Here is a 26,538-nt window from a genome sequence, read left to right as displayed (position 1 = left end):
AGATACTTCATTTGGAGGAAGTTATGGAAAAGGTCGGCATTGGCATCATCGGTTGCGGAAACATTTCCGGTGCCTATCTCAACGCGATGAAATCATTCCCCATTCTCGATATCCGCGGCGTTGCGGACCTGAACCGCGAGCTGGCAGAAGCCAAGGCCGCCGAATTCGGCCTGAAGGCCGTCGATGTCGCGTCTCTGCTGGCCGATCCCTCCGTCGAGATCATCGTCAACCTGACGATCCCGAAGGCCCATGTCGCGGTCGGCCTGCAGGCGCTCGATGCCGGCAAGCACACCTATTCGGAAAAGCCGCTCGGCATCAATTTCGCCGAAGGCAAGAGGCTTGCCGATGCGGCGGCCGCCAAGGGTCTGCGCATCGGCGCCGCGCCCGATACCTTCCTCGGCGGCGGCCATCAGACGGCGCGAGCCATTATCGACGAAGGCGCGATCGGCATTCCGGTCGGCGGAACCGCGACCTTCATGTGCCCGGGTCATGAACGCTGGCATCCGAACCCGGCCTTCTACTACGAAGTCGGCGGCGGCCCGATGCTCGACATGGGTCCCTACTACATCACCGATCTCGTCAACCTGCTCGGGCCTGTCGCGCAGGTCGCCGGTTTCGCGGCAACGCCGCGCAAGGAACGCATCATCACCAGCGAACCGCGCAATGGCGAACACATTCCCGTGCACGTGCCGACCCACGTCGCCGGCGTCATGGCTTTTGCCAACGGCGCGGTCGTGCAGATCGGCATGAGCTTCGACGTCGCCGGCCACAAGCATGTTCCGCTCGAGGTCTACGGCACCGAGGGCACGCTGATCGTTCCCGATCCGAACCGCTTCGCCGGCCCGGTCGAGTTCCTGAAGAAGGGCGGCCAGTTCGAGGAGCGCGAAGTGACGGCACCCTATGCCGACGGCAACTATCGCTCGCTCGGCGTCGCCGACCTTGCCCATGCCATCCGCTCCAACCGGCCGCATCGCGCCAACGGCAGCCTGGCGCTGCATGTGCTCGAAGTCATGGAAGCCTTCCAGACGGCGTCCGACACCGGCCGCACGGTCGCCATCACCACCAAGACAGAACGTCCGGCCCCCTTGTCCGAGTCCCTCGTAGAGGGAAAAATCGGCCGCTAATCAGGAGAAATGCAATATGCGCGAAGCACTTATCGTCTGGGGCGGCTGGAGCGGCCACGAACCGCAGGAATGCGCCCATATCATCCGCGACATGCTGGAAGAAGACGGCTTCAAGGTCTATCTCGAAAACAGCACCGAAGCTTTTGCCGATCCGTCGATCCATGATCTCAGCCTGATCGTGCCGATCGTCACCATGTCGAAGATCGAAAAGGAAGAAGTGAAAAACCTTGCCGCGGCGATCGAAAGCGGCGTCGGCATTGCCGGCTACCATGGCGGCGCGGGCGACAGCTTCCGCGAAAGCGTCGAATACCAGTTCATCATCGGCGGCCAATGGGTCGCGCATCCCGGCAATATCATCGACTATACCGTCAACATCACCCGGCCCGATGATCCGCTCATGGAGGGAATCACCGATTTCCCCTACACGTCGGAGCAGTACTACATGCACGTCGATCCTTCGAACGAAGTGCTCGCCACCACGACCTTCACCGGCGACCATGCCTATTGGATCAATGGCGTCGTGATGCCCGTCGTCTGGAAGCGCCACTATGGCAAGGGCCGTGTCTTCTATTCCTCGCTCGGCCACCAGGCCAAGGAATTCGATGTGCCGCAGATGAAGACCATCTTCCGCCGCGGCGCCAACTGGGCGGCCCGCTGACGATCGCTACACTCTGGCCCCGCCGCGATGTGCGGGGCCAGCCATCCTTGCGCAGCAGGTCTTGGCGATAACAAGAAGCATCCGGCGCGAGCATTGGTGCAGGGATCAAATTTCAACGATTTCCGCCTATGGGTCCGCAATCGCAAACAGCGTGATTGATCCGCACACCATGCCGCATAAGCACAACGCCGCCCGCCGTCATCGCATCTGCAAGATGAAATTCAGGGTGACGAACTGGCGGGAGTATGAAGCGGGCCTTCGCCGTCTCGGCAGTCTGACGCTGTGGCTGACGCCGGAAGCACTTGCCGGATGGGCTGCGCCACGACGCAAGACACGCGGTGGCCAGCCGCGCTATTCAGATATCGCCATCGAAACCACCTTGACGCTCGGCATGGTGTTTCGGTTACCGCTCCGCCAGGGCGAAGGATTGCTGGGCTCGGTGCTTACGTTGATGGGCCTGGATCTGCCGGTACCTGATCACACGACCCTCAGCCGGCGGGCAAGAACCTGGAAGCCGCCTGCCCAAGGCAATGGCCGTCAACCTGTGGCGGTTGGACCCCTTCATGTTCTGGTCGATAACACCGGGCTGAAGATCTATGGCGCGGGCCAATGGTTGGAAGAAAAGCACAGCGCAAAGTCCCGCCGTGGTTGGCGTAAGCTGCATGTGGCGCTTGATGCCGGCAGTGGCGAGATCATTGCGCATGCGCTCACAGATCACGACACCGGCGACGCCTCGCAGGTCGAGCCGTTGCTCGATCAGATCGACGATGAGATTGGCCAGCTCACCGCCGATGGCGCCTATGATGGCGATCCAACGTATGACGCCGTCCTGTGCCACAGTGCCGAGGCAAAGGTCGTCATTCCGCCGCGATCAACTGCGGTCGCAAGGCAAGACACAGAATCGCCAAACCAATGGGATCGTCATGTCGCATCAATCCAAACGACGGCCGGCTGAAATGGCAGGCCTCCACCGGCTATGGCAAGCGGGCTTTGGTTGAAACGGCGATGGGCAGATATAAGAGCATCATCGGGCGGCGTTTGCAGGCCCGGGCATTCCCCGCTCAACAGACGGAGGCTGCCATCGGCGTCGCCATCCTTAACCGAATGCTCATCTGTGCACGCCCGAAATCCGTGCGGTGCAAGGCGACGACGCCGGCGACAAAATGACCAACGTCATCAAAGACTGAATAGCGCCTGCATAACTATCCGCGCACCAACGCCGCAAAAGACGGCACATCGTCCGCCCCGAGAATTGCAAGCGATGCAGGGCAATGAGGCGTACGACGACAAACGTGGGACCGCCCCGAACTGATGCTCAAGATCAGCTGGTCCAGAGCTCGCTGAATTGTGTCGCGACTATCTCGTCTGGATTCAGCTTTCGCTCTGTCAGCCCATTGGCGTAAGCGAACCTGTTAAGCCCTTCGATTGCCTCCGCCCCGATGTCCGCAGTGTAATAAGGACTATCCCGGGCCACGAGGGTGGGAATGAGTTCGGTCTGATCCTTAGGGAAGAGAAGGTCGGCACCCACCTGTCGTGCGAGGGATGCGTCCGCTTTCAACGCCTGCTGTGTCGCCCGTATTGCGCGGATGGCGGCGGCGGCAATTTCAGGTTCATTCTTGATCAGCGCGTCTGTGACTGTGAGGGCAGCGAAGTTGTAGTATTGCGCTCCGTGCGGTCCATCGCCACGTCGCAGATCGAGATGCAACTTGGCGAGACCGGCCTTCTCTGCCAGGGCAAGCCGCATGCCATTGCCCCAAAACGCATCCGCATGGTTTTGCTCGATGGCTTTGACGCCATCGAGACTATGCCATTCCGACTCCGACGCTAGGCTCTCGACGATCTGCACGTCATCGAGGTTCAAGCCCGCCTCCATCAGCATGTGTCGCAGCGCCGTCCGAGGAAACTTGAACGAGGATGCTATGCGCAGACCCTTGAGGGCAGCGACGTCACCGCGAGGAATGTCGATATCCTTGCGGATCCCCATGAACCAGTAGGAATATTGCGCGAGGGCGCATAAGAGCTTGGCGCCTTTCCACATTGGAAAGGCTCGCGTCGCCGCGAACGCCGGGCCACCAAAAAAGTGGATTGAACCGTCTTTGAGTTTCTCTGGCCCGCTTTTAGCGCCATATTCCGGCACGAATTCTACATCGACGCCCTCCGCCTTGAAGAACCCCAGTTTTACGGCCGCCGTCGCGACGAAATATGAAGGGGAATCCACATCAGCAACCATCAACCTATACATTTTACCCTCCAATAGCTTCAATTTGCGGTTTCGAATTAAGGCTGGCGCCTTGCCGTAGGCGCCAAGATCTTCCAAGGCGGGTCAATTGTCAGGTCGCAAATTGAGATTGAGCGACCAATTTATCCGCGCTGACGTGCTGCAACTTCCCGACGCCGTTATCGAAACAGGTTTTCAATCGCGGAACTCACACTGAAGACCGCTGTGTCGTGTCCTGGCAGGCCTGCAATCGTTAGACCCGTGGGTGCATCGCCTTGTCTGTGCATTGGAATTGAGATAGCGCATCCATCCAACAGATTGATCGTCGTTGAGTTTCTGAGCACAAGAAGATTCTGGTCGGTGAACGACTGGTCGTCGTTCAGCTCCGAAATCGCCGGAGCGACTATCGGAACGGTGGGGAAGAGGATGGCATCGAAGTCTCGGATCCTTCGGGTCACACCGGCGATGTAGGCTTTGCGGGCAGCCTGTAGATCTATGTAGTCTGCGGCAGACATCTGCTGGCCGCGCTCGATCCGCATCTTGATGCGCGGATCGTAGCGATCCGGATACCGGTTCAACAAGTCGCGATGCCAAGCAAAACTTTCCGCGGCGGCAAAGCCGCCCTTGGCATTGATGCGGGCGATATCGGCAAATTCGGGGATGTCGATCTTCGTGATCCTGGCACCGGCTCTCGATAGAAGGGACAAAGCGCGATCGAAGTCGGCGGAAACCGTCGCGTCCATCCGGTCGAGCACCAGCGTGTTCGGCACGGCAAGCCGTAATCCTTCGATGGATGCGGGCACAATATCTCCAAGCGAGCTGTCGGCGATAACAGCATCCAACGCTGCGCAGCAGGCAACGCTCCGGGCCAGCGGGCCGACGGAATCGAGACTGGTCGACAGCGGAACTGCTCCATCTGTCGGCACGCGCCGTGCCGTCGGCTTGAAGCCGACAATGCCGGTAAAGGCAGCCGGAATCCGGCATGATCCGCCCGTATCCGTGCCGAGCGTCGCATATGCCATTCCGTCGACGACCGACACGGCGCCACCAGAAGTCGAGCCACCAGGAACGCGCCCCGTTTTCCTGTCCCACGGGTTACGCGGCGTATCGAAATGCGGATTGAGACCCAGGCCGGAAAAAGCGAACTCGCTCATGTTGGCGCGGCCGATCAATACGAAACCGGCACTGCGGAGACGTGCCACAGCCGGCGCATCCTCCGTTGCAGGCTTCGCCTCCGACAGTACTTTGGCGCCAGCTTTGGTGACCTGACCCCTTACGTCGAACAGGTCTTTGATCGATATGGGAATGCCGGCGTACCGGGAGGGTTCCGCGCCTACCGCCCGAAGCCTGTCCATTGCATCTGCCTGAGCGAGCGCAGTTTCTCTATCGGCCGCGATGAAGGCCCGCCGACCCTCACCCGCCGGATCTTCAATCCTCTGGAGGCAGGCTTCGACGAGCGCGCGACTCGTCGTCCTGCCATGCGCCAGATCTTCGGAAAGGCTTCTCAAAGTGGCATCGGGGGACATCGCGCTACGCCTCAAGCCGGATCGAAATAGTGAATTTCGAGAAGCAGGCAGCCGGTCTTCGACAGGAAGGGACCATGGAATGCGCCCGGTGGACGGCAGGCATAGGTAAAGGGCGCGAAGGCTTCGCCGCCCTGCCCGTTTTCGTCGTTACCGACGGTCAGATCGCCGGAGACAAGGAAGACCTCCTCCCAATAATCGTGAACGAAGGGCTTGGTCGTGAAGGTGCCGGCGTCGAAACGCAGCAGGCGTGTGCGACTGCCTTTCTTGTTCGTCTCGTCCAATGAGCCGGATATGATTTTCTGCTGGATGCCGGAAGGATAGCCTTGTGGTACTTCCCAGCCGGAAGACATATCCAACGTATGAAATTCGTCGTGTAATTTATTGATTGCCATGGATTCATTTCCTTTCGTATCGCGAATTACGCAGCGTTCCAGAAGTGGCTGAACCGGGTCGCCACGATGTCGTCATAGTCGACGTCGTTCTTGAGAAGCCCGAGATCGCGTGTGAAGCGGTTCATCCCCGAAACGGCCTTTTGGGAGATCCGTGGGCTGTAATAGGGAAGATCACGGCGGATCAGCTCGGTGATGAGACCCGCCTCGGTTGGCGGGAAGAGCGCCTTGCCCGCCGTCCCCGCCCGTCCGACGTCGGCCCTAAGAGCCTTCTGCGTGGCGACGATGCCCTTTACCATCGCCGCGGCGGCTTCCGGCTTCTCGGAGATGAGACGGTCGCTGGTCGCAATAGACGAAAACGTGTAGTCGAAGCAGCCTGCGGGTCCGTCGCCGCGGCGGACATCCAGCACGACCTTGCCGACGCCGCGTGTCACGGCCACTTCCGTGCCCATGCCGTTCGCCCAGAAGCCGTCGATCTTGCCTTCTCCCAGCGCTTTTGCCGCAGTCAGCCCGAAGTTGACACCGGCACCAACTGCGCCCGGTACCGGCGCAATGGTAACCTCGTCGCGCTGTTCATCGATGCCGGCAGCCTTCAGCAGTTCCTTCAAGCCCATATCGACCCAGGGGGCCGCACCGATGCGCTTGCCCTTGACGATGCTGAGATCACCTTTCACGGGGTTGAGATCGGCGCGCATGACAAGAAACCAGTACATGCCCTGCGCCTGCGCGCAGAGAAGCTTGCAGCCCTTCCAGTCGGGAAATGCCGCAAGAGCCGAATGGGCAGATCCGCCAACGAAGTCGACTTCGCCGTCGCGGAGCGCTTCATACGCTTTGCTCACCGGAAAAATCAGTTCGAGGCTGATATCGAGGCCGAGGTCTCGAAGGAACCCTAGTTCGACCGCCGCGGCGGCGGGAAAATATGAATTGGAAATGAGATCGGGGACAGCGATACGCATGGTCCTGCTCCAATTTCTGTTACAGGTCTATCGGAATGAGATCAAAGTAGCGGATCGCTTAATTGCGATCCGTCAGTTCGTATTGCCACGGCGCCACCCAGCGCTCGACGAGGCTCACGAGGCCGTTGAGCAGCGTCGCCAGGATCATCAGGACGAAGATCGGCACGAACATTGTCGCCGTGTCGAAATTGTTGGCGGAGTTGATGATGATGCCGCCGAGACCCGAGATCGCGGTGAAGAATTCGGCGATCACCATCGCTACCACGGCGCGGCCGACGGCAAGCTTGATGCCCGTCATGATGTAGGGCAGCGTCGCCGGCAGCACAATCCTGCGGATGATCACCGAATTCGGAGCCACCAGGGCACGGCCGACTTCAATCAGCGTTTTCGGCACAGCCCGAACGCCAAGCCACGTGTTGATGCAGATCGGGAAGACCGACATCAGGAAGACGATCGCGGCCTTGACCATGAAGCCCAGTCCGAACCAGAGGATCAGCAGCGGGACAAAAGCAACGAGCGGCATCGCGTTGCCGGCGGTGATGTAGACACCGACGGCATTTTCGAGAATGCGTGACCGACCGATGATGAGACCAAGCGGCACGCCAATGACAATCGACAGCGCAAAGCCGACGGCAAAGGCCTGCATGCTCGTCATCAGCGCTGTCGGCAGCTCTCCGGAAACAAGAAGTCCCCAGAAGGCGATCGCGATTGCGGATGGGTAGGATCCGAAGATTGGATTGATGTCGTGGCCGAAAATCTGCCAGACGGCGATAATAACCACGAGCGAGATCGTCGTGATCATCCAGCCGGGCATCTCTCGGGGCTTTGCAGGCTCGATATCGTCTTCGGCAGTTTGCTGCGTTTCCGATCGAAAGGCTGGTGTTGCCATGATGCTGTTTCCTTTCATCGTTCAACCTTCAGTGCACGCTATCGGGCAGTTCGTGGAGCGCGCGCCAGATCCGGTAGCGTGCCGCCGCGAATTCCGGCGAACCGCGCAAGGCCCCGAGGTCGCCTCTCGGGCGGGGCAGGTTGATGTCGATAACTTCCTGAACCGTGCCGTTGCGCATGACGATAACGCGATCCGCCAGAAGCACGGCCTCGTCCAAATCGTGGGTCACGAACAGGATCGTCTTGTTCGTTCGTGCGTGAACTTCCAGAAGCTCGCTCTGCAATCCTTCCCGCGTCTGGGCGTCGAGAGCGCCAAAAGGCTCGTCCATCAGCAGAACAGACGGATCGATAGCGAGAGCGCGGGCAATGCCAACGCGCTGTTTCATGCCACCCGACAACTGGTGGGGCCGCCGGTCGGCTGACTCTGCCAACCCGACCAGATCCAGGTAGCGCATGGCGGTTTCCCGCAGCTGCGCGCCGCGCATTCCCTTCATTTCCAGGCCAAACATCACGTTCTGCAGCGCGCTCAACCATGGCAGCAATTCTGCATGCTGGAAGACAAGGCCGCGGTCATGGCCGCAGCCGTTGACATCGCGACCATCAACGACCACGCGGCCGCGCGTCGCCGACTCCAGTCCCATGGCGATCCGCAAGGCAGTCGTTTTCCCGCATCCACTGGGTCCGATGAGGACGGCGATTTCACCGTCCCTGATGTCGATATTGACCGATGATAGGGCCCTTACCGTTTTGATTTCATTGTTGATGCGCAAGTTGAAACGCTTGGACACATCGACGAGGCTGACTTGGCCCATCTTCGATCCCCTTATTATTTCTTGACGAGCGTCAGCGCCTGATCACGGGCGCTGGTATCGATGAGCTTGGTGAGGTCGTTGGGCGTCTTGAGGTTCTTGGTCTTGACGAGCAGATCCTGCATCCAGCTAAGCTTTTCGGCGGGGACAGGCATCGTGTTGTCAACCGCATGGTACTTCTGCACTTCGTCGAACATATCGGCGGCGCGCGTATCGTTTGGATCCGCCTTGGTCAGTGTCTTGGTCAGCGCGATCGACTCGTCACGATGATCGAGCGCGTATTGAACGCCTTGCATCTGCGCGGCCAGATAATGCGCGAGCTCATCCTTGCGGGTTTCGAGCGTCTTGCTGGTCACATAGGTGCAGAAGCGCAGGAAGTTCGGGGCTACGTCCTGAGCGTGGACGAGCAGCTTAATGTTGTTTTCCTTCGCAAAGTCGATGAACTCGGTCGAGGCGGCTGCGGCATCGACGACCCCTGTCGTCAATGCGCGCATGCGATCGACGTCGCTACCCATCTGCGTGAAGCTCACCGACGACGAAGCAAGGTCGTTTGCCTGAAGAACGGCACGAGTGATCAGATCCGGCAGCGAACCGGGGCCGGAAATCGCCAGCGTCTTGCCGGCCAGGTCCTTGGCGGAATTCAGGCTCGGCTTGGAGAAGATCGCGTAGGTCAGGCCCGGCCAATAGCAGCCGACGATCTTGATGTCGGCGCCGCGCGAGGCTGCCAGAAGCGGGCCGCCCGGGCTGCCTTCATAGCTGTCCAGTTCACCTGCGATGAGAGCCTTGAGCGCCAGTGCGTCTCCGGTGAACTGCACGACATTGAGATCAATGCCCTGGCCTTTGGCGAAGCCCTTGTGATCGGCCATCAGCACGATCCCGGCATCGCTTTTGGCCTGGACGATCCCGTGGCGCCACGGCTTTGCATCTTCGGCAGAGGCTGCACTGAATGCTGCACACGACAGCGATGCGGTCGCTATGAAGGCGATGATGTTTCTGATTCGGTTATTCATGTTCCACTCCTATTTTTATATGGGCTCTATGGCCGGTTTTCTGTTTATCCGCTGATGCTTGCGAGAATGGGGATCAGGCGGCGCCCCCCAAACTCTTCATGTCCGAAAGATGCGCGATGATCTCGTCGACATGCATGACGTCGGCGTATTTGTGGTGCATATCGAACAGGTTGACCTTGTGAGTGAGCGGTGCCCGGTCGAAGGTGCATTCTTCGGCGATCGTCACATGCAGTCCGGAGGAAAAGGCCTCGATCACGCTAGCGCGCACGCAACCCGACGTCGCCTCGCCGCAGACAATCACGCTGCGGACCCCGAGCAGGTTCAGATGCGAGAGCAGCGGCGTGCTCTGGAACATGCTGGCACGCTGCTTGCGGATCACCACATCGGTCGGTAGCACCTCGAATTCGTGATAGATGTCATAGTCGCCGGGCATGACCGGATGCTGGGTACGCTTGGTCGACACCGTGTTCGGCGGCTTGCTGTGCGCCGCAATGTCCTTGGTGCAGAAGAAGACCGGGAGCCCGGCCCGACGCACGGCGGCGAGCAGGTGGTTCGTCGGTTCGATCGCCTGATGGGCATATATGCCGCAGCTGTTCGGATATTGCTTTTCCAGCTCGTAAGGGGAGCCCGGACCACCCTTGTAGACGATATTGTAGTGATCGATCATCAGGAGCGCCGGATGCGGGCCGACGAAGGTCTCCCGGCGATAGGTCGCGTAGAGCTCGATATCCTCCGGAGGAATGACATCCTTCCAGCAGTGATCTTCGAATTTGTCGATGGACGCCATGCTGATTTCCTACTCCGCTATCGATCACATCCGCCCTTCGCCGCGCGTCGCGGCCGGTAAGGCGTACCGCCCGTATCCCGCGGTCAGCGTGGTACAGGCTCGTTCATGGCAACGATCTCCCGGGGATCGCGATAGCCGGCCCACCGGACGGCGCATATTTGTTCAGGGAAGCAGGAATGGGCGACGGTTTTTCGGACATGATGCGACGTCTCTAGTTGAGATGATTTGAAAGCCAGGCGGCGAGGGAAAAGAGGTTTCCGTCGGCACCGGCAAATCCGATGATCTGCAGGCCGAGCGGCAGATTTCCCAGCCTCAGCAAAGGCAATGACAGTGCCGGCACGCCGAGCAGCGAGGCCGGAACCGCGAAGGTGGCGTCGCCCGTCGAGGCGAGGCCGAGCGGCGCGACATCCGGCGCAGACAGCGTGATAACGGCATCGTAATGCCCGTCGAGCACGGCATGGGCACTCCGCGCGGCATCGCGCTCGGCAAGCGCCCTGCCGTAATCGTCCTGGGACATGGCTTCCGCGTGCCCCAGTCTGGCTTGCATCACGGGGCTCAGTTTGGCGAAATCGCGGTCCCTATATGTATTGAGCGGCCAGCGCGACTCCCAGGCGTTGATCCGCCGGCTGAGTTCCTGTGCGTGCTCGATGGCACTTTCCAGCTCAGCGAGCTGCGGATCGCTTTCGGCATCGGCGATATCCAGTCCGACGAGGGCCAGCCGATCACAGGCGCGAGAAAAGGCATCGATCGCCTCCTGCGGCGCGGATGGCCAGCCGCCCGTGCGCACCAGGGCAAGCCGGGCGGGACGCTGCATCTTCGGCAGGGCCATCGGGCCGGACAGGCCCTGGTATCCCGCATCTCCGCCGCAGCGCGCGGCAATTTCGCGGGCCACCTGCCAGGTATCGGCGAGATCCGCGCCCAATACGCCGATCGCGCTCTGGCTCATATAATCGTGGCTGCCGCCGCGATTGAGGGCGTGGACCGTCGGCTTGAAGCCGATGCAGCCACAATAGCCGGCCGGTCGGATAATGGATCCGATGACCTGGGTTCCAAGCGCCGCGCTGAGCATGCCGCAGCCCACCGCCGCAGCAGAACCGCTGCTCGATCCGCCGGGTGTCCGCTCACGGTCGTGAGGATTGCGCGTCTTGCCCGGCTGGGTTGCCGCAAATTCCGTGGTCACCGTCTTGCCGACGATGATTGCACCGGCTTCCCGCAATGCCTTGACGCTAGCCGCATCCCGGTCCGATCGCCAGCCCTCGAACAGAGGCGACCCCATGCCGGTCGGCATGTCGATCGTCTCGATGATATCCTTGATGCCGAGCGGCATCCCGTCGATCGGCGAGATCGCCCTTCCCGACCGCCAGCGATCCACCGCCGCATCTGCCGTCTTCCGCGCGCCCGCCACATCCAGTTCGACGAAGGCGCCGATATCGGTCTCCCGCTCGTCGATGACCGCCAGGCAGCGTTCCAGAAACGCGCGCGGGGTATCATTCCCCGCGGCGAAAGCCGGAGCGGCCTTGAGATAGGGCCGTGTGCTGGAAGGGGCAGAGGCGAGGGACATCAGGCCGCCTCCAGGCTCAGGTTCGCGACCCGGCGCTGGGCCGACAGCATCGAGGCGCGCAGCAGGAACCCGCGTGCCTTGTCCGGATCGGCCGCGACCTGCGACAGCTGGTCGAAATTGCGCTGACGCGTTTCCTCGTCTCGGGCCTCAAGCTGCCGCTTGTTGGCAATCGACTGTTCCTGGACGAATTCGGTGGCAACGGTGCGCCGCTGCAGGCTGTAGAGATCGAGCAATCGATCGTCAGCGCCATTCAGCAAGATATCGAGTAATTTCTCGCAGAGATTGCCAGCATCCTGAAGGCCGCCGTTCAGCCCCATACCACCGATCGGATTGTTGACGTGCGCTGCGTCACCGGCAAGCACCACGCGGCCGGACCGGAACGTCGTCGCGACGCGCTGGTGCGTCGTATAGAGATTACGATGGACGATATCGTAGGGCTGTTCGGACGGGAAGAATTTCTGGAGCCGCGCCTGCACCGCCTCGTCGCTCATCAGCTCGGCTTCGGTCAGCGCCGGATTGGTCGGGAAAACCGTCCGCCACAGGCCGGGCGGTCCGTCTGCTGCGACCTTGAAGCAATTGCACCATTCGTCCGGATCGGCGAAGTAGCTGCGATAGGAGTAGCCACGATGTTTGAGGAAATCGAATGGCGTCGTAAGAACGATGAACCGTTCGTCCCAGGTAAAGCCTTCGAAAGCGATATTGGATTGCTTGCGTACGATGCTTCGGCCACCATCCGCACCGATCAGATATGATCCTTTGTGCGTGCTGATCCCTTCCGGACCCTTGACGGAAACCTGGACACCGTCCGTCGACTGCTCGACAGAAAGCACTTCGTGCTCGAAAAGAACCTCGACATTGGCAAGCTGCGTCACGCGCTCGAGCAGCAGCTTCGACGTCTTGAATTGTTCGCACTGGATCACGTAAGGGAATTTGGTTTCGCCGGCGAGCAAGGCATGGTCGAACTCGGCAACGCGACGTCCCGACGGACGATCCCAGAATTGGAAGATAGGCGCGACTAGGCCGACCCTTGCCATGTCCTCGACCAGGCCGTCGACGGCTGAGAGAACCTCCAGGGTCGCCGGATGGGTCGTGGCCGCCCGCGGATCACGCTGCAGGGTCGCATTGACATCGAATACCCGCACGCTAACGCCCTGCCGTCCAAGCAGGAGAGCGGAGAACAAGCCGACCGGGCCTCCGCCGGAAATCAACACTTGCGGGTTCGTCGTCATTTCGAGCCTCCTTCATTCCACACCGGCATCGATTGCCCAGGCGCGGCACTTCTTATGATGTTTCGCTGGAAGTCCTCGATATGCAGACGCATCGCCTGTTCGGCAGCATCGGCATCGCGATCGAGAATGGCCGTCAGGATCGCTTGATGCTCTTCGTAAACCTTCTGCAGATGACCCGGCGCATTGAGCGAGATGATCCAGAAGCGCAGTGAGCGGTCGTGCAGACGGCCAAGTTGCTCACCAAGCACATCGTTGCGCGATGCCTGCGCCAAGATGCCGTGAAACTCGCGATCGAGCGCCATCATCATTTCATTGTCACGGGCCGCCATGCCGTCCTTGGAACGCGCAAGCACATCGGCCAATTGATCGATCTCGGTCTGACTGGCTCGCGTTGCGGCGAGCCGCACGCCGTAACATTCGTTGAGCAGGCGCACTTCGATGATCTGCATGACCTCATCGAGGCTGATCGGCTTGACGATGATACCCTTGCGCGGCATCACTTCCACGAGCCCCTCGACCTTCAGGCGGTCGATTGCCTGATGGACAGGTGTGCGGCCGATGCCGAGCGTTGCCGAAACGAGTGCCTCGTTGAGATACTCCCCCGGCTTGTAGGCACAGGTCGTAATCCTCTGCTTGATCATGTCGTAGGCGACATCGCGAAGTGAGCGACGCCCGCCCTCCTCCTCGTCCGCGCCGAGGTTCGGCAATGTCGTGATTTTTGGCGACATCAGCCAGCCACCGGAAGTGTGATGATGTCGTAGGCGTGGCTGATTCTGCGGTCGCGGACCGGATCTTCTATTTCGATCTCGAAGCGGCTCGACGGGCGTATCCCGCCATGCACGGCAAGTGTTCCACCGAACATGAGCGAGCCGTCCTCAAGACCGCCGTCATTCCAGCGACTGAGCAAGCCGTCGGGAGGAAGCATGCCGGCCACCGGCCCTTCCTGGTAGACAGCCCGCTGACCATTTTCGTGAATGTAGGAGCGCAGGACGAGCTTGTCCCAGTGCGATGCGACATCTTCGTATGCCCAGAATTCCGGGGAAATCGGCTTGTCGCACATCTGCTTCGAGACGGTCACGCTATAGGTTTCGACCTTGCGGTCCGTATGGTCGGAACCGACGCCGACCCACATCCGCCCGTCAACTTTCATCAGCACGAATTCGACTTCGCCGCTGGAATCTTCGCCACTGACCTCGACTGCGTTCTGTGTGGTCAACCGGGTGGAGGCAACCCGATAGAAGACCGGCGTCGAAGCGGGGCGCTTGACGCCCAACTCCTCCAGTTCGGCGATGTGCTTTTCAAGCGCAGCAGTGTCGCGACCGGTCCAGCCGGCGACGATTGCGCTTTGAATATCGATTTCGCTTTGGGTGACCTCAGAGCCGCTGTGCAGAACTGCCGGGAAGGAGAAGATGGGTGGTTTCACTCCGAAGTTCCTCTTAAATTTTTCTTCCATTACAGTGATATTTCACACCGACATCTAAATCTCAGCCGAAAAAATAGTCAAGGCATAAAAATAGGCAAAAGCGCAAATTTTTTTAAAGCCGATTTTCGAGGAGAATTTTAGTCATCGTAAGCAATTGAAAAAAATAGTAAATTGGAAAGGAGCCTCCAGCCCGCTTTAGGCTCTCCATCGACTGGACTGACTCGAAATCCTCGTCTGCTGCGCCACACACAGTCTTGACAACTATTTTCACCGGATATCATTTCATATGAAACTAGTTGGCCAACGGGCATTGGGGGCCGGATGAACGCCTTTGAAGAGAAGTTTAAAAACGAGGAATTCCTGCTCTATCTGCTGCCGTCAGTGGCACGAAAAATGTCCCGTACCTGCGATGCGGTCTACACGGAGTTCGGCCTGACGATTACGGAATGGCGCCTTCTCGCGCAGATCAGCCGGTTCGGCAGCATTTCCGCCAAAGAGATCAGCGAACGTATTTCGCTCGATCAGGTGAGCATCAGCCGCGCGGCGCACAGCTGCGTCAAGCGCGGTTTGATAAAAGAGATTCCCGATGCTGATGATCGTCGAAGCAAGAAACTGGTTCTGAGCAAAGACGGCGAATCCTTCATGGACCGGTTTCTCCCGCGTGCCTGTTCGCTCGCCGAAGCGATGGAAAGCGGACTGTCCGCCGAAGAGGTCGCGACGCTGAAAACCCTTCTGAAGAAACTCGACGGGCACCTCAGGACGATGCCGCAGGTCGCGGAGGCGGATGCCGCCGCCTGACGTTCCGGGTCGACCTGTTTTCGAGATTGGGAGTTACACGGACATGATCAACTGGCGGGCGCCGCATACCATCAGCCGCGACGAGCTGCTTTCGACCTCGGAGAAGCTGCTGGCCAGGCCAAGCATGCCGATCGTCGAAACCGAAGATATCTTCCGCATTGAGGCGCTTGAGCTCGAATGGGATATCGGCGTCATGTCCTATGCCCCGCTCGACAAAAGCAGAATACCGACCGCCATTGACGGCCGCAGGATCGGCTTCTTCCTGCTGCATGGCGGCGCCGCCGATTTTCGCTTCATGGCACCTCTGGCACGCCTTCTTGCCGGAAAATACGGATATCATGTCGCAAGCATGACCTATCCCGGCCGGCTCAACCTCAACGACCCGTCCCGCGATTGGCCGGGGGATACGATTGCCCCCGACGGGTCGGTGCGCCTGCCGATCTGGCTGGCCGGCGAGGATATCTCGCAGGATCAGGTGGAGATCGTCGAGGACCAGACCTTACGAGCCCGCTACGGCACGCGCACGAATGCCCGGGCCAGGCCGGGCACTCGGTTCTACGACCGGATGGCAGCCTGGCCCGTCGCCTTCGAACTCGGGTTGAAGACGGCCTGCAGCCGTCAGTTTCCGCAGGATCAGTATTCGGTCTATGTGCACGGCCATTCGACCGGCGGCCCCTTCGCGCACATGCTGACGCAGCGCGTCGACAACATCGTCGGCGTGGTCGGCATGGAGAACTCCCCCTTCGGCTACATCTATCAGCGGATGCTGGACATCGAATGGCCGGTTCCGTTCAACGACCTCTATATCAGGACCTGGCGCGACATCGCCCGCTATTCCGGTGCGGAGATCTATCATCAGGAGGGCGCGCAGCTACACTCGGGAGCTCCCGGGGCCGAAGCCGGTTCCGCCGATCCTTCTCAGCATCGCCAAGTTCAGCCGGGACCATCGTCCCGAGATCTACGAGTCGGTGGTTCTGCCGAGCTTTGCGGACATCCGGCCCGCGCCGCGCGTCGAGCTTAGCCGTTTCGATGCCGGCACGCATGCCTATGAACGTGCGGAAGACGGCCTGCCCTTCGGGCTTGTTCCCGCCATGGTCGAGCTGTGGAAAGAGGCGATCGACGCCGGCTATTTCACGCCGCAACCGCTGTGACATTCAGCCACCCGTTCCTGTCTGAGGGAGGTCAGGCCAGAACGGAACGCGCTGAGAACGAGACGACGCACCGGCGCGGACATCCAGCCCGAACGTCCTCGGGGATATGAAAGGCAATCGTCAATCGGCCCGACCGTCGCCGCAAAAGAGGCGCGGCCCAACCATAAAAAGGGAACGTGCAATCATGAATATTCGGCGCAGAATCATCGGAGCTTGCCTCCTCCTCCTCACGTCCGTCCTGCTTTCGAGCGCAACTGCGATGGCGCAGCAACTGCCGCAGTGGAAGCACGGTATCACCGCCTCCGATCTCGACTCGGCCTTCACCACGCTGGCATCGACCCGCGACTTCGCGAAGAAGCAGGGTATCGATATCACATTCGTCAAATTCAACAGCGACGCGATCGCGCTCAAGGCGCTCATCGCCGGCGAGATCGACAGTTACGAAGGCAGCCCGGGGAGCCCGCTGATCGGCATGTCGAAAGGCGTGGACCTGCGGATGGTTGGTTGTTACTGGCCGGGCCTAACCTATGGAATCTACAGCAAGGACAACATCAAGGCGCCTGCGGAACTCAGCGGGAAGACGATCGGCATTTCAGCTCCAAGTTCGTTGCCCGACATACTGACGCGCGTCATCCTCGCCAACAGCAAGGTAGACCCGAAGAGCGTCAATTTTGCCGCGCTCGGCACCGATGCCGCCCGCTTCAATGCGCTTTATGCCGGTTCGGCCGACGCAGTCGCCGCCTCCACATCCTATGTGCCAGTCGTCCAGAAGGGTTACCATCTTCTCGCCTCTGCGCTCGAGGATGCACCCGAATTCCTGCGCCTCTGCACCTATATGACACCGGCTGTTATTCATGACCGCCATGATGCGGCAACCCGCTTCATGGCAGCCGAAATGAATGCGATAAAGTACGGCCTGCAGCATCGCGACGAATTCCTGGATTACGCCCGCAGCGCCGCGAAGCTGCCGGCCGAAGATCCGCGGCCAGCCTACATTTTCGATGAAGCGGTGAAATACAAGGCGATCGATCCTGCGATGACGATCCCCGTGGACCGCGTGAGGTGGCTGAAGGAGCTGCTCGAAAAGACAGGAAGTATCACGGCCGATTTCGACGCCGCAAAGATCGTCGACGACACGGTCCGCCAGGATGCGCTGACACGAGCCGACAGCCACTAGGACGGCGAGCCTCACGCACATAATTCGAACGTCTTTCCGAACACGAATGTGCGTTTTCCATGGAGACGCCCAACCCCGAAAAACCGCCCTACGGGTTTCCGTTACGCTTTACGGCATGCTGGGCGTATCGCAGCCTGGCATGAATTGCGGGAAGGGTTGGGCGTCAAAGTCAATCTTGTCTTGTTCGTGACATTGATCCTTCAAAACGGGTGTGCCGAGAACTTGCTCATCAGGCGGACCTGAACCGAACCTACATTCGGTCTTAGGGCGCAGCGTTTACCGCCCAACCATTGAAGACGTGGATCGTTTTGCAACCGTTTTGGGAGTTGATGCGGCTGAGTTGGTCAAAAAATCGTGGGTACTAAGCCCCCCGTGCGCGTTGCGAACGCGCGCTGATCTCTATCTGGGTCTATCGCGCGGGCTCCGACTAAGAGAGGGCGCTCTTGAAAGGAGTCGAACCGTGCACCCGAAATTTCGTTTCTGCAGCGTAAGACGAATACGGACGCTGCCAGGCTGCGCTATTCCTCCGACAAGGGCTTGCAGAATTACAGGATAACGCCGCTGTTTATCCCATTGACGGAGTATAATGATGGAGACGGGGCCTGGAGAAATCTGTCAATCGACGTCGCCATCGACGACCTTAAGGTCCGACCTTCCGCCTTCGTCAGGTTGATCGCCGGCTGGATAAGATGTGCGAGGCCGTCCAGCGTGAGAAGCTCGAATGAATGCCGAGGAACTCGCCGACCTGGCCACGGCGCAACCGAACAAGATTTTCTTTTCTTTTCGTTGTCCGGCACGACCGATAGGAAACTGTAGCGCCCACAGGCAGCATCTGGCTTCCGCACTTGTCAAAAGAGTCTAGTCCATCATTTATCGGGGGATAGTGAGCTCCGTTTCTTCTGTATCTACTACGAAGAATCCGCCGCGCCATCTGGTGCTTGCGCCCTCGGCTTCGGTGCTCTCACGAACAAGATGGAGGACCGGGTTGCCGAGATCGAAGAATGGCGGGAACTGAGACTCGGAGCGGATTTCCCCAAGGCCTGAATTGCGGGAAGCGCGAGCTGGCAACTGGTTTAACACGCGCCCGTTTGAGGTTGGTGGCAAGCTTCGGCTTCACGAGCCGAAGCTTGCCAAGAAGTGACCGATCTCATGATCTAACCCCGCGTGAGCTGCCGATCTATTTGGCGGAGCGAGGTCGAAGTCAGCCGTCTGTTTGCTTCTTAATCCAGTCCTGAAGCCACACGTATGTGCTTTCATCAAACTTCACCGCGCCATGAAGCACATCGGCTGCCTGCTGGCCGAGCGCCTGCGGATAAGGGCCGACGATTTCGTCTGCTTTTTCCTTGTAGTCCGGCTTGGAAAGGTCTTCCACCACTGCCGCCATTGCCTTGTTGTAGGCTTCCACGACATCTGCCGGTGTTCCGGCCGGAAGTGCCAGTGCTTTGGAGGCCATGATATTCAGATTGAACACCGCCTTCCAGGCATCGAAGCCCGGCCCCTCGGGATCTTTTCCCATCAGCGATTTATAGACTTCAACGAATGTCGGAAGATCCGGAACAGTCGGATCGCGGACGATCGTACCGTGCTCGTCGGCTATTCCGAAGGTGAAGAGCGGGATAGCATTTCCCGCCTGCACGAGTGGCGTTACCTGCGTGGGATAGGCCTGTGTAGAGTCGAAGTTGATGTTGAACTCGCCGCGCTCGAAGGACGGGCGCGCATCACCCCTGTTGATACCATAGATCGGCTTGACGCTCATTCCGAGCAGATCGAGACTGAGGAGGACTCGCATATCGCCGCCCGAAGGATTGTTGGCGCCCATGACGAGCTGCTTTCCTTTCAAGCCCTCAACGTCACCGGCCTTCTTCGCACCGATATCGGCGCGTCCATAGACCACGGTTCCGGCAGGCGAACTGATGATCGGAATCCAGCTATCGAGTTTGTATTTGACGCGCTGATCGCGGAAGACATAGTTCGACGTCACCGAAGCGGCGACGGCGATGAGTGTCATGCCATCAGGCTTGGCTCTTTGTTGGAATTGATTGCTGCCGGCAATCGCCCCTGCACCCTCGATGTTGGTCACGATAACTGTCGGTTTTCCCGGCAGGTTTGCCGAAATGAGCGGCGCCAGGAAACGCGCGTAGAGATCCGTACCGCCGCCTGCTTCATAGGGGACGACGATCTCGACCCTTTTGCCGGAGAAATCGGCCGACAAGGCCGGCATTGCCATCAGCAGACCAGCTGCCACAGCAGAAAAAAGTGATTTCACAACCATCTAAACCCTCCCAAGTTTCATATGGTGAAATTTAATTCCAAAATATGGTATGGATCGTAAAATGGAAAGTCAAGCGCCCTTCCGATTTTTTCATCATATGAAATTGTATTTCATTAATTGTTGACGCCAATCCAATTCGTGCTTAGCGTTCGCGAGGGATAGCTAGCGATCATAGGGGAGGAATATGGCCGTCGTTCTACAGGCTCTTGGTGAGCTGCTCACCTTGCAGCATTTTCTCTACCTCTGGCTCGGTGTGCTGATTGGCCTTGTCGTCGGAATCGTTCCGGGCATGGGAGGTGCCGCCGGCATGGCGCTTCTATTGCCTTTTGTCTACGGCATGGAGCAGGCATCCGCTCTCTCGCTGATGATGGGCATGCTCTCGACAACGGCGACGGGAGATACGTTCCCTTCCATTCTGATGGGAATCCCCGGCGGCTCTTCGTCCGCGACGGTGCTGGACGGGTTTCCGCTGGCGCGACAGGGACACGCCGCACGTGCGCTCTCGGCGGCGTTTTCCGCATCTTTGCTGGGAGGTCTGATCGGCGCCATTGTTCTTACGCTCTGTGTCTTCATTGCCCGACCGCTGATTCTGGGAATCGGCATGGGCGAACAGCTCCTGCTGATCGTTCTGGCACTCAGCATGGTCGGTTCTCTTACGGGCAACAGTCCGCTGAAGGGGCTGGCGGGCTGCGGTATCGGCCTCTTCATCGGCACGATCGGATCGGCGCCCGCGACGGGCGAACTTCGAAATGCTTTTCAGACGACCTATCTCAGCGATGGCGTACCACTGGTCGTTCTGGCGCTCGGCTTTTTCGCCATGCCCGAAATCATCGACCTCATGCGTCAGCGGTCGTCGATCGCGGAAGTCAAGACCCTGGGAAGCGGGTGGCGAGAGGGTATCGCCGATACGCTGAAGGAATGGTGGCTGATGCTTCGCGTCTCGGCGATCGGTTCCGTTATCGGCATCATGCCCGGCGTTGGCGCCTCTACCGCCGACTGGCTGGCCTACGGTCACGTCGTGCAATCCTCACGCGACAAGAGCATGTTCGGCAAGGGTGACATCCGTGGTGTCATTGCGCCGGAGGCCGCAAACCACGCGGTGCGCGGCGGCGATCTCGTTCCGACCCTGTTTCTCGGCATACCGGGTTCCGGTTCGATGGCGCTTTTGCTCGGTGCTTTCGTTCTTATCGGCCTCGAGCCCGGCTTCCAGATGGTTGGACCGCATTTGGATCTGACCTTCGTCATTATCTGGTCGCTCGCGCTTGCCAACGTCTTCGGCGCCGTCATCGCCATCGTGCTTGCCGGTCCGATCGCCAAGGTCACTCTTATCCGCTACGCCTACCTCGCACCGCTGATCATCGTGCTGATGTTCTTCACGGCCTACCAGGCGACCCAGGACTGGGGCGATATCATCACTCTCCTGGTGCTGATGGTGATTGGCCTTTACATGAAGCGCTTCGACTGGCCCCGCCCGGCTCTCGTCGTCGGTTTCGTTCTTTCGCAGGGCCTCGAGGCGAGCAGCTATCAGACGGTGCAGGTCTACGGCCTTCGCTTCATGGAGCGGCCCCAGGCCATGGTCATTGCAGCCCTCGTTGTTGCCTCCGTTGCCGCTGGCGTCTGGAGTGCAGTCCGCAACAGGCCGAACACGCCGGCAAACGACGGTGAGACATCTCGCCCTGTCAATTGCCTCCCCCAGTTACTTTTCACAGGCGCACTGATCGGCGCGCTAGGGTGGGGCATCTATTCTATCTCGGCCTCGGCCTATCTGACGAAACTCTTTCCGACGACGGTGGGGTTCGTCACGCTCGCCCTTCTCCTCCTGGTTTTCATTCGCCAGATCATGGTTTCCAGTTCCAGCGGCATACTTGCGGATCTCGAGTATTCGGAGCGCCACCTCTACGAACGGCAGCCAGGCAAGTTCGTTTATCTCGGCTGGATCGCCCTCTTCGTGGCGATGATCTGGTTCTTCGGCTTTACCATCGCCGCAGCTGTTCTTGTCGTCTCGATGATCTGGAAGGAATGTGGGCGGCCTTATGGCAGGGGTATCGCACTTGGCGCTGCAACAGTGCTTGTGCTCTGGCTGTTGGCCTATCTGCTTTACCTTCGGTATCCCGAAGGCCTGCTGCCGGGATATCTCGGCCTGCCGTGGTGGCTGCAATAGAAAAAGGCCCTGCCGGGATGCCGGCAGGGCCAGTTTGCAACGATCATGCAGCCTTTCAACGAAAGGGAAGGCTGCATTTTTTAGACCGCTATTCCTCCAGGCCGATCTTCGGCGTGAACTGCTCATCCACTCTCTGTTTGAGTAACGGCAGGATACCGCCCGCGTCGAGAATACGCTCGACGGTCGGCGGAAAGCTCGCAACGTCGTGGCTGGTGCTCTTGCCGACATTACGGACCTTCCAGTGCGTCGTATCGATCTCGGCTTCGTCGCCTTCGTCGAAGAGCCTGGTGGCGTCAGCCAGTTCGAACACCGGCAGACCGGCGGCAATAGCGTTGCGGAACCAGATGCGCGCCGCCGATTCAGCGATGATCGCCTGAACGCCCCAGACATTAAATATCTGCACGGCCGGCTCGCGATGCGAACCCGCTCCGAAATTCTTGCCGACGACGAAGATGTCGCCAGGCTTGACGAAAGCATCGAGGCCGGGCCGGATCGCCCGGAAGACATGAGGTCTCAGCGCAGTCAGCTGATGGTCGTTGTCGGCCACCTGCAGCCGGTATTCGCCCGGCGCGATGATGTCGGTATTGACGTCGTTGAATGCCAGCCGCACGACGCGGCCCTTCATTGTCTTCAGCATCGCATTTCCTCAGTTTAAGACATCGCGGGGGTCGGCGACCCCGCCCATGACCGCCGACCATGTGACGGTCGCGGGACTGCCGAGATAGATCGAGGCATCGGAGCTCCCCATCCGTCCGGCGTAATTACGCGTGGTGGCGGTGATGCAGACTTCTCCGGGCGCCAGATAGGCGCCCTTGCTGCCGCAGACGCCGCAACCCGGGCTGAGAAATTGTCCACCGGCCTCGATGACGACCTGCGGAATACCCGCGTCCAGACATTGCTTGTAGATTTCCCAGGAAGCCGGCGAGACCAAGAGCCGTACGCCGCGGCTCACCTGCCTTCCCTTCAATATCTTCGCAGCGATCTCGATATCTTCGAAGCGGCCGTTCGCACAGGAACCGACGCAGGCCTGATCGATACGAATGCCGGTCAGGTCATTGATCGGCAAGACATTCGAGAAGCTGTGCGGAGCAGCAATCTGCGGCGGCATATTGGTGACGTCGACAACGATATGGTCGCAATACCTGGCGTTCTCGTCGGCAAAGACCGGCGTGTAGGGTTGCTTCGCAGTCTTGTCGAGGAAGGCCTTGGCCACGTCGTCGATCTCAAAAAGCGCAAATTTCGCGCCCACCTCGATTCCATGATCCGCCATGGTGAAGCGGTTATCCATGGAAAGCTGCTTGACCGTTTCGCCGACAAATTCGATCGACTTGTAGAGCGCGAAGTCCTCGCCATATTTGCCGGCGAGATATAGCATGATGTCCTTGCCGGTCAGCCAGCTGGGCATGGTGCCGGTCAGTTCGACCTTGATCGTTTCCGGCACCCGGAACCAAAGTTCCCCGAAAGTGGCGGCATAGGCGAGGTCCGTTTCACCGATACCGGTGCTGGCGCAATTCAGCGCGCCGGACATTACCGTGTGAGAATCGCATCCGATCACCAGCTGACCGGGCAGCGCATGACCTTTGTCCACCATCATCTGGTGCGCGATCCCGCAAGTCGTGTCGTAAAAGTTCTGGATCCGATAGCGGTCGGCGAGCTCGCGCAGTTTCATCCCGCGAAGCGCAATTTTCAGATTGGCGGCGGGCTGATGATGCTCCACCATCATGAAGAACTTGGCCGGATTCCAGATCTTTGGCAGGCCGTTCGGCAGTCCAGCCGCAACGGCGTTATTGTGGGTTTCCACAAAGCCTTGCAATGCCACCACACCATCGACCTTGCAGTCGACATATTCGCCCGCGGCGACGCTCTCCTTGCCCGCAGCCCGGGCCAGTATCTTTTCGGCTATCGTCATGCCCATTTTCTTCGACTTTCTCTCTGCGGGATTTTCCCGGCTGCGGCGTTTCGTCATGGCTTGCGTTCGACGTTCAGCATCTCGGATGATTTGAGCACCGTCCGGGATTGCTTCAGTGCCTCGATTTCGGCCGTCTCATAACCAAGCTCTCGAAGCAGTTCGTCGCTATGTTCGCCAAGCGTTGGTGGCTGACGGTCGAGAGTGAAATCGATGCCGTCGAAATGCACCGGCATCTTCGGCACGCGGATATTCACGCCGGCACCTTCGACCGCGATCCAGCGCTTGCCTTCCTCGAGATGCCGATGGTCCATCAGCGTCATCGGCGTATTGACCGCCGCAAAGGGGACGTTTGCTTTTTCGAGAACGCTGGTGATCGTGTCGAAGGGCATCGTTTCTACTGCGGCCTGTATCCGCTCGGCAATCTCTGCCCGTCGCGCCGACCGCTTCTTGTTGCTGGAAAATTCCGGCAGATCGCGCCAGTCGGAAAATCCGAGCACATCGCAAAGCGACTGCCAATGCCGGTCACTGGTGACGGCGATAAAGACCTGGTGGTCGTCGCTGGTGGAAAACAGCTGATAGACGGCCCAGCCCATCATCTTGCCCATGCCGCTGCTCTTGCCTTCGCCGCGCGGCGGCGGATCCTCACCACTGATCTGTGCCTTGGCAAGATGCTGGCTGAGCCAGAAGACGATGGTCTCGAAGAGGCCAGCCTCGATATTTTCGCCTTCGCCCGTCGCATGGCGCTTATGCAGTGCAGCGAGGATGCCGACCACGGCATAGGTCGCAGCCCCGATGTCGGTGATCGAGGCGCCCGCGCGCAGCGGGCGTCCCTTGCTGCCGGTCAGATAGGCCAGTCCCCCCTCCATTTGCGCCAGCTCGTCAAGAAGCGGGCGGCCCCAGTTGGGGCCAGGCAGGAAACCTTTGACCGAACAGTAGATCACCCGCGGATTGACCGACTTCGCCCATTCGTATCCAAGACCGAGCCGATCAAGTGCGCCCGGCACGTAGTTGTTCAGCACCACATCCGCGGTCAGCACCAGCTTTTCGAAGATCTCCTTGCCCTTCGGCTCCCGCAGATTGACCGCCACGCTGCGCTTGTTGCGGTTGAATGACAGGAAGCCGGCACCCTGGTTGGCTTGGTTGCGGGCGGTGTCGCCAATATCGGGATGTTCGATCTTGATGACGTCGGCGCCGAGATCGGCGAGCATCAGGCCGGCGCTTGGTCCCGCCACGATATGGGTGAGTTCCAGCACGCGAATGCCTGTCAAAGGCAGTTTCTGCCTAAATTTCTGCGGCGTTTCCGTCATGATTTGCTCCGGAGTTGGATGTCCGCACCGGCTTCAGGCGGCTCGTCGACCGTACTTGCTTCGGCGCGTTGATAGCTCCGGATGGGCGTCTTCCAGGGCGATGGAGCGCCATCGTAAGCGGCCGGTCCGCGGATGAAATGCCTGGCTTCCTCCAGGCTTTCCACCCGAGGCATATCCATCGGGTAAAGCGCGTCGTAACGCGGCCGCGGTCCACATTTGGAAACGAAGCCGTACAGCGAATGACCGACGATCTCTTCCGCCAGCCACACGGCTTCGATGAGCTTTCGCAAATCGACCCCGGTGTAGATGCCCATCTCCTCAAGCATGTGCATCAGATCTTCGGTCGCCGCCATCATCGCCGCGCGGCCGTTGCCGCAATAGGGACAGCCGGCCATGCCACCGATCGAAGTCTGCAGCCGCAGGCTATCGCTGCTACCGAGGATGCGAAGCGCGGCATAGATCGACGGCATTGCCATCCCGCGGCCATTGTGCAGATGCAGATTGAAGTCCTTGATCTCTGGCCAGCGCTCTTTTACGGCGACCAACTGGCGCTCGACTTCATGCGGCATGCACCAGCTCATGGCGTCCGAGAAACTGACCCGCGTCACCGGAATACCGGCAGCAGTCCAAAGCGAATGCATCCTGTCCAGTTCGCGCATCCGCTGATCGAGCGTGAATTCGCCCGTCCAGTTGGAGCCGAAAGCTGCCGTCAGATGCACACCGCCATCTGTCACGCCATCGTCGATTGCCCTCTGCACCTTTTCCGGCCAGCCCGCAATATCCTGCTCCTGTGTTCGATTGACATTGCGCCGCAGGAACACATCGCACATGGAATAGCTGAGCTGGGTTTCGCGGACTCGCGGCGACAGCGGCGGCGTGAACGATCTGGCTCGCTCGAAGCCCTGCTTGTTGTAGGCAGAATAGGTGTAGCGAATACCCGGGCGCGGCGTGAAGCCACGAATGACATCATCGATCGCGGCCATCTGCGGCGTCCATTTCGGGCTGGCGAAGGAACCGACCGCGATTTCCTGCAATCCCGTCTCAGACAGCGCGTCCAGCAGGCGGATCTTGTCCGCGACCGATATCGATGCGTTCTCGATCTGCAGGCCGTCGCGCATCGCTTCTTCGGTATGCAGTATTTTTGGATATCCGGCCAAATCAGCCTCCCGTCATCAGCATTCGGTT

The 26,538-nt window shown here is 59.6% G+C and carries 24 protein-coding genes and 1 pseudogene; 8 read left to right on the top strand and 17 right to left on the bottom strand.

Annotated elements, in window-relative coordinates; genetic code table 11:
• Nucleotides 1–23: 23 nt before the first annotated feature.
• From ACPYOI_RS07055 to ACPYOI_RS07045, 3 genes and pseudogenes are all read left to right on the top strand, one after another.
• On the top strand, nucleotides 24–1,124 hold the full coding sequence (locus tag ACPYOI_RS07055) for a Gfo/Idh/MocA family protein (protein ID WP_481422709.1): 1,101 nt from the start codon (nucleotides 24–26) through the stop codon (nucleotides 1,122–1,124).
• Between the two features lie 16 nt (nucleotides 1,125–1,140).
• On the top strand, nucleotides 1,141–1,782 hold the full coding sequence (locus tag ACPYOI_RS07050) for a ThuA domain-containing protein (RefSeq protein WP_168832919.1): 642 nt from the start codon (nucleotides 1,141–1,143) through the stop codon (nucleotides 1,780–1,782).
• 169 nt (nucleotides 1,783–1,951) lie between these two features.
• Nucleotides 1,952–2,949, top strand: a pseudogene (locus ACPYOI_RS07045) (IS5 family transposase).
• 154 nt (nucleotides 2,950–3,103) lie between these two features.
• Here ACPYOI_RS07045 and ACPYOI_RS07040 read toward each other — a convergent pair.
• The 12 genes from ACPYOI_RS07040 to ACPYOI_RS06985 form a co-directional block, all read right to left on the bottom strand.
• Complete coding sequence (locus ACPYOI_RS07040) at nucleotides 3,104–4,099, bottom strand: ABC transporter substrate-binding protein (protein ID WP_481422708.1); 996 nt, start codon at nucleotides 4,097–4,099, stop codon at nucleotides 3,104–3,106.
• 80 nt (nucleotides 4,100–4,179) lie between these two features.
• Nucleotides 4,180–5,526, bottom strand: coding sequence for an amidase (locus ACPYOI_RS07035; protein ID WP_481422707.1), 1,347 nt, complete (start codon nucleotides 5,524–5,526; stop codon nucleotides 4,180–4,182).
• 11 nt (nucleotides 5,527–5,537) lie between these two features.
• Complete coding sequence (locus ACPYOI_RS07030) at nucleotides 5,538–5,918, bottom strand: cupin (RefSeq protein WP_168832867.1); 381 nt, start codon at nucleotides 5,916–5,918, stop codon at nucleotides 5,538–5,540.
• A 26-nt stretch (nucleotides 5,919–5,944) separates the two neighbouring features.
• A complete protein-coding gene (locus ACPYOI_RS07025) occupies nucleotides 5,945–6,871 on the bottom strand; it encodes an ABC transporter substrate-binding protein (RefSeq protein ID WP_481417868.1) in 927 nt (308 codons plus the stop codon).
• A 58-nt stretch (nucleotides 6,872–6,929) separates the two neighbouring features.
• Nucleotides 6,930–7,760 carry an ABC transporter permease gene (locus tag ACPYOI_RS07020; protein WP_481417869.1) on the bottom strand — a complete coding sequence of 277 codons (831 nt, stop codon included), beginning with the start codon at nucleotides 7,758–7,760 and terminating at the stop codon, nucleotides 6,930–6,932.
• A 28-nt stretch (nucleotides 7,761–7,788) separates the two neighbouring features.
• Nucleotides 7,789–8,571, bottom strand: coding sequence for an ABC transporter ATP-binding protein (locus ACPYOI_RS07015; protein WP_481422706.1), 783 nt, complete (start codon nucleotides 8,569–8,571; stop codon nucleotides 7,789–7,791).
• 14 nt (nucleotides 8,572–8,585) lie between these two features.
• Nucleotides 8,586–9,578: an ABC transporter substrate-binding protein gene (locus ACPYOI_RS07010; RefSeq protein ID WP_481422705.1), complete on the bottom strand. Its 993-nt coding sequence runs from the start codon at nucleotides 9,576–9,578 to the stop codon at nucleotides 8,586–8,588.
• Nucleotides 9,579–9,651: 73 nt separating this feature from the next.
• On the bottom strand, nucleotides 9,652–10,365 hold the full coding sequence (locus ACPYOI_RS07005) for a cysteine hydrolase family protein (protein WP_481422704.1): 714 nt from the start codon (nucleotides 10,363–10,365) through the stop codon (nucleotides 9,652–9,654).
• A 211-nt stretch (nucleotides 10,366–10,576) separates the two neighbouring features.
• Entirely contained in the window at nucleotides 10,577–11,926 is a 1,350-nt protein-coding gene (locus ACPYOI_RS07000) for an amidase (RefSeq protein ID WP_481422703.1), read from the bottom strand.
• Nucleotides 11,926–13,155 (bottom strand): FAD-dependent oxidoreductase, encoded by a 1,230-nt coding sequence (locus ACPYOI_RS06995; protein ID WP_481422702.1) that lies wholly within the window; start codon nucleotides 13,153–13,155, stop codon nucleotides 11,926–11,928. Before ACPYOI_RS06995 ends, ACPYOI_RS07000 begins: the two co-directional genes overlap by 1 nt.
• Complete coding sequence (locus ACPYOI_RS06990; RefSeq protein WP_481422701.1) at nucleotides 13,152–13,883, bottom strand: GntR family transcriptional regulator; 732 nt, start codon at nucleotides 13,881–13,883, stop codon at nucleotides 13,152–13,154. Before ACPYOI_RS06990 ends, ACPYOI_RS06995 begins: the two co-directional genes overlap by 4 nt.
• Nucleotides 13,883–14,578 (bottom strand): DUF2848 domain-containing protein, encoded by a 696-nt coding sequence (locus ACPYOI_RS06985; RefSeq protein WP_481422700.1) that lies wholly within the window; start codon nucleotides 14,576–14,578, stop codon nucleotides 13,883–13,885. Before ACPYOI_RS06985 ends, ACPYOI_RS06990 begins: the two co-directional genes overlap by 1 nt.
• Nucleotides 14,579–14,899: 321 nt before the next feature.
• Between ACPYOI_RS06985 and ACPYOI_RS06980 the strand changes: the two genes are divergently transcribed.
• The 4 genes from ACPYOI_RS06980 to ACPYOI_RS06965 all read left to right on the top strand — a co-directional run bounded on the left by ACPYOI_RS06980 (nucleotide 14,900) and on the right by ACPYOI_RS06965 (nucleotide 17,704).
• Complete coding sequence (locus ACPYOI_RS06980; protein WP_481422699.1) at nucleotides 14,900–15,376, top strand: MarR family winged helix-turn-helix transcriptional regulator; 477 nt, start codon at nucleotides 14,900–14,902, stop codon at nucleotides 15,374–15,376.
• Between the two features lie 43 nt (nucleotides 15,377–15,419).
• The gene (locus ACPYOI_RS06975; protein ID WP_481422698.1) at nucleotides 15,420–16,397 is read left to right on the top strand and encodes a hypothetical protein; all 978 of its coding nucleotides are present in this window, start codon (nucleotides 15,420–15,422) and stop codon (nucleotides 16,395–16,397) included.
• Nucleotides 16,345–16,527: a hypothetical protein gene (locus tag ACPYOI_RS06970; protein ID WP_481422697.1), complete on the top strand. Its 183-nt coding sequence runs from the start codon at nucleotides 16,345–16,347 to the stop codon at nucleotides 16,525–16,527. Before ACPYOI_RS06975 ends, ACPYOI_RS06970 begins: the two co-directional genes overlap by 53 nt.
• A gap of 184 nt (nucleotides 16,528–16,711) precedes the next feature.
• Nucleotides 16,712–17,704 carry an ABC transporter substrate-binding protein gene (locus ACPYOI_RS06965; protein ID WP_481422696.1) on the top strand — a complete coding sequence of 331 codons (993 nt, stop codon included), beginning with the start codon at nucleotides 16,712–16,714 and terminating at the stop codon, nucleotides 17,702–17,704.
• A gap of 1,201 nt (nucleotides 17,705–18,905) precedes the next feature.
• Here the strand turns inward: ACPYOI_RS06965 and ACPYOI_RS06960 are convergent.
• The gene (locus ACPYOI_RS06960) at nucleotides 18,906–19,976 is read right to left on the bottom strand and encodes a Bug family tripartite tricarboxylate transporter substrate binding protein (RefSeq protein ID WP_481422695.1); all 1,071 of its coding nucleotides are present in this window, start codon (nucleotides 19,974–19,976) and stop codon (nucleotides 18,906–18,908) included.
• A 184-nt stretch (nucleotides 19,977–20,160) separates the two neighbouring features.
• On the opposite strand from ACPYOI_RS06960, the gene ACPYOI_RS06955 reads away from it, so the two are divergent.
• The gene (locus ACPYOI_RS06955) at nucleotides 20,161–22,137 is read left to right on the top strand and encodes a tripartite tricarboxylate transporter permease (protein WP_481422694.1); all 1,977 of its coding nucleotides are present in this window, start codon (nucleotides 20,161–20,163) and stop codon (nucleotides 22,135–22,137) included.
• A gap of 88 nt (nucleotides 22,138–22,225) precedes the next feature.
• Here the strand turns inward: ACPYOI_RS06955 and ACPYOI_RS06950 are convergent, their stop codons facing one another.
• The 4 genes from ACPYOI_RS06950 to ACPYOI_RS06935 are packed head-to-tail and all read right to left on the bottom strand — an operon-like array spanning nucleotide 22,226 to nucleotide 26,510.
• Nucleotides 22,226–22,774 carry a LeuD/DmdB family oxidoreductase small subunit gene (locus ACPYOI_RS06950; RefSeq protein ID WP_481419366.1) on the bottom strand — a complete coding sequence of 183 codons (549 nt, stop codon included), beginning with the start codon at nucleotides 22,772–22,774 and terminating at the stop codon, nucleotides 22,226–22,228.
• Nucleotides 22,775–22,783: 9 nt separating this feature from the next.
• Nucleotides 22,784–24,046: an aconitase/3-isopropylmalate dehydratase large subunit family protein gene (locus ACPYOI_RS06945; RefSeq protein WP_481422693.1), complete on the bottom strand. Its 1,263-nt coding sequence runs from the start codon at nucleotides 24,044–24,046 to the stop codon at nucleotides 22,784–22,786.
• A gap of 53 nt (nucleotides 24,047–24,099) precedes the next feature.
• Nucleotides 24,100–25,353 (bottom strand): CaiB/BaiF CoA transferase family protein, encoded by a 1,254-nt coding sequence (locus ACPYOI_RS06940; protein WP_481419368.1) that lies wholly within the window; start codon nucleotides 25,351–25,353, stop codon nucleotides 24,100–24,102.
• Nucleotides 25,350–26,510 carry a beta/alpha barrel domain-containing protein gene (locus tag ACPYOI_RS06935; RefSeq protein WP_481419369.1) on the bottom strand — a complete coding sequence of 387 codons (1,161 nt, stop codon included), beginning with the start codon at nucleotides 26,508–26,510 and terminating at the stop codon, nucleotides 25,350–25,352. The genes ACPYOI_RS06940 and ACPYOI_RS06935 overlap by 4 nt, the downstream gene beginning before the upstream one ends.
• Nucleotides 26,511–26,538: the final 28 nt, after the last annotated feature.

The organism is Rhizobium sp. SVR5-2C (assembly GCF_056755115.1).
This window is presented reverse-complemented; position numbering and strand designations above follow the sequence as displayed.

What these genes read in the sequence shown, in the direction of transcription:
- ACPYOI_RS07055 (WP_481422709.1), top strand. Translation starts at nt 24, where the DNA reads ATGGAAAAGGTCGGCATTGGCATCATCGGTTGCGGAAACATTTCCGGT.
- ACPYOI_RS07050 (WP_168832919.1), top strand. Translation starts at nt 1,141, where the DNA reads ATGCGCGAAGCACTTATCGTCTGGGGCGGCTGGAGCGGCCACGAACCG.
- ACPYOI_RS07035 (WP_481422707.1), bottom strand. Translation starts at nt 5,526, where the DNA reads ATGTCCCCCGATGCCACTTTGAGAAGCCTTTCCGAAGATCTGGCGCAT.
- ACPYOI_RS07030 (WP_168832867.1), bottom strand. Translation starts at nt 5,918, where the DNA reads ATGGCAATCAATAAATTACACGACGAATTTCATACGTTGGATATGTCT.
- ACPYOI_RS07025 (WP_481417868.1), bottom strand. Translation starts at nt 6,871, where the DNA reads ATGCGTATCGCTGTCCCCGATCTCATTTCCAATTCATATTTTCCCGCC.
- ACPYOI_RS07020 (WP_481417869.1), bottom strand. Translation starts at nt 7,760, where the DNA reads ATGGCAACACCAGCCTTTCGATCGGAAACGCAGCAAACTGCCGAAGAC.
- ACPYOI_RS07015 (WP_481422706.1), bottom strand. Translation starts at nt 8,571, where the DNA reads ATGGGCCAAGTCAGCCTCGTCGATGTGTCCAAGCGTTTCAACTTGCGC.
- ACPYOI_RS07010 (WP_481422705.1), bottom strand. Translation starts at nt 9,578, where the DNA reads ATGAATAACCGAATCAGAAACATCATCGCCTTCATAGCGACCGCATCG.
- ACPYOI_RS07005 (WP_481422704.1), bottom strand. Translation starts at nt 10,365, where the DNA reads ATGGCGTCCATCGACAAATTCGAAGATCACTGCTGGAAGGATGTCATT.
- ACPYOI_RS07000 (WP_481422703.1), bottom strand. Translation starts at nt 11,926, where the DNA reads ATGTCCCTCGCCTCTGCCCCTTCCAGCACACGGCCCTATCTCAAGGCC.
- ACPYOI_RS06995 (WP_481422702.1), bottom strand. Translation starts at nt 13,155, where the DNA reads ATGACGACGAACCCGCAAGTGTTGATTTCCGGCGGAGGCCCGGTCGGC.
- ACPYOI_RS06990 (WP_481422701.1), bottom strand. Translation starts at nt 13,883, where the DNA reads ATGTCGCCAAAAATCACGACATTGCCGAACCTCGGCGCGGACGAGGAG.
- ACPYOI_RS06980 (WP_481422699.1), top strand. Translation starts at nt 14,900, where the DNA reads ATGAACGCCTTTGAAGAGAAGTTTAAAAACGAGGAATTCCTGCTCTAT.
- ACPYOI_RS06975 (WP_481422698.1), top strand. Translation starts at nt 15,420, where the DNA reads ATGATCAACTGGCGGGCGCCGCATACCATCAGCCGCGACGAGCTGCTT.
- ACPYOI_RS06965 (WP_481422696.1), top strand. Translation starts at nt 16,712, where the DNA reads ATGAATATTCGGCGCAGAATCATCGGAGCTTGCCTCCTCCTCCTCACG.
- ACPYOI_RS06960 (WP_481422695.1), bottom strand. Translation starts at nt 19,976, where the DNA reads ATGGTTGTGAAATCACTTTTTTCTGCTGTGGCAGCTGGTCTGCTGATG.
- ACPYOI_RS06955 (WP_481422694.1), top strand. Translation starts at nt 20,161, where the DNA reads ATGGCCGTCGTTCTACAGGCTCTTGGTGAGCTGCTCACCTTGCAGCAT.
- ACPYOI_RS06950 (WP_481419366.1), bottom strand. Translation starts at nt 22,774, where the DNA reads ATGCTGAAGACAATGAAGGGCCGCGTCGTGCGGCTGGCATTCAACGAC.
- ACPYOI_RS06945 (WP_481422693.1), bottom strand. Translation starts at nt 24,046, where the DNA reads ATGACGATAGCCGAAAAGATACTGGCCCGGGCTGCGGGCAAGGAGAGC.
- ACPYOI_RS06940 (WP_481419368.1), bottom strand. Translation starts at nt 25,353, where the DNA reads ATGACGGAAACGCCGCAGAAATTTAGGCAGAAACTGCCTTTGACAGGC.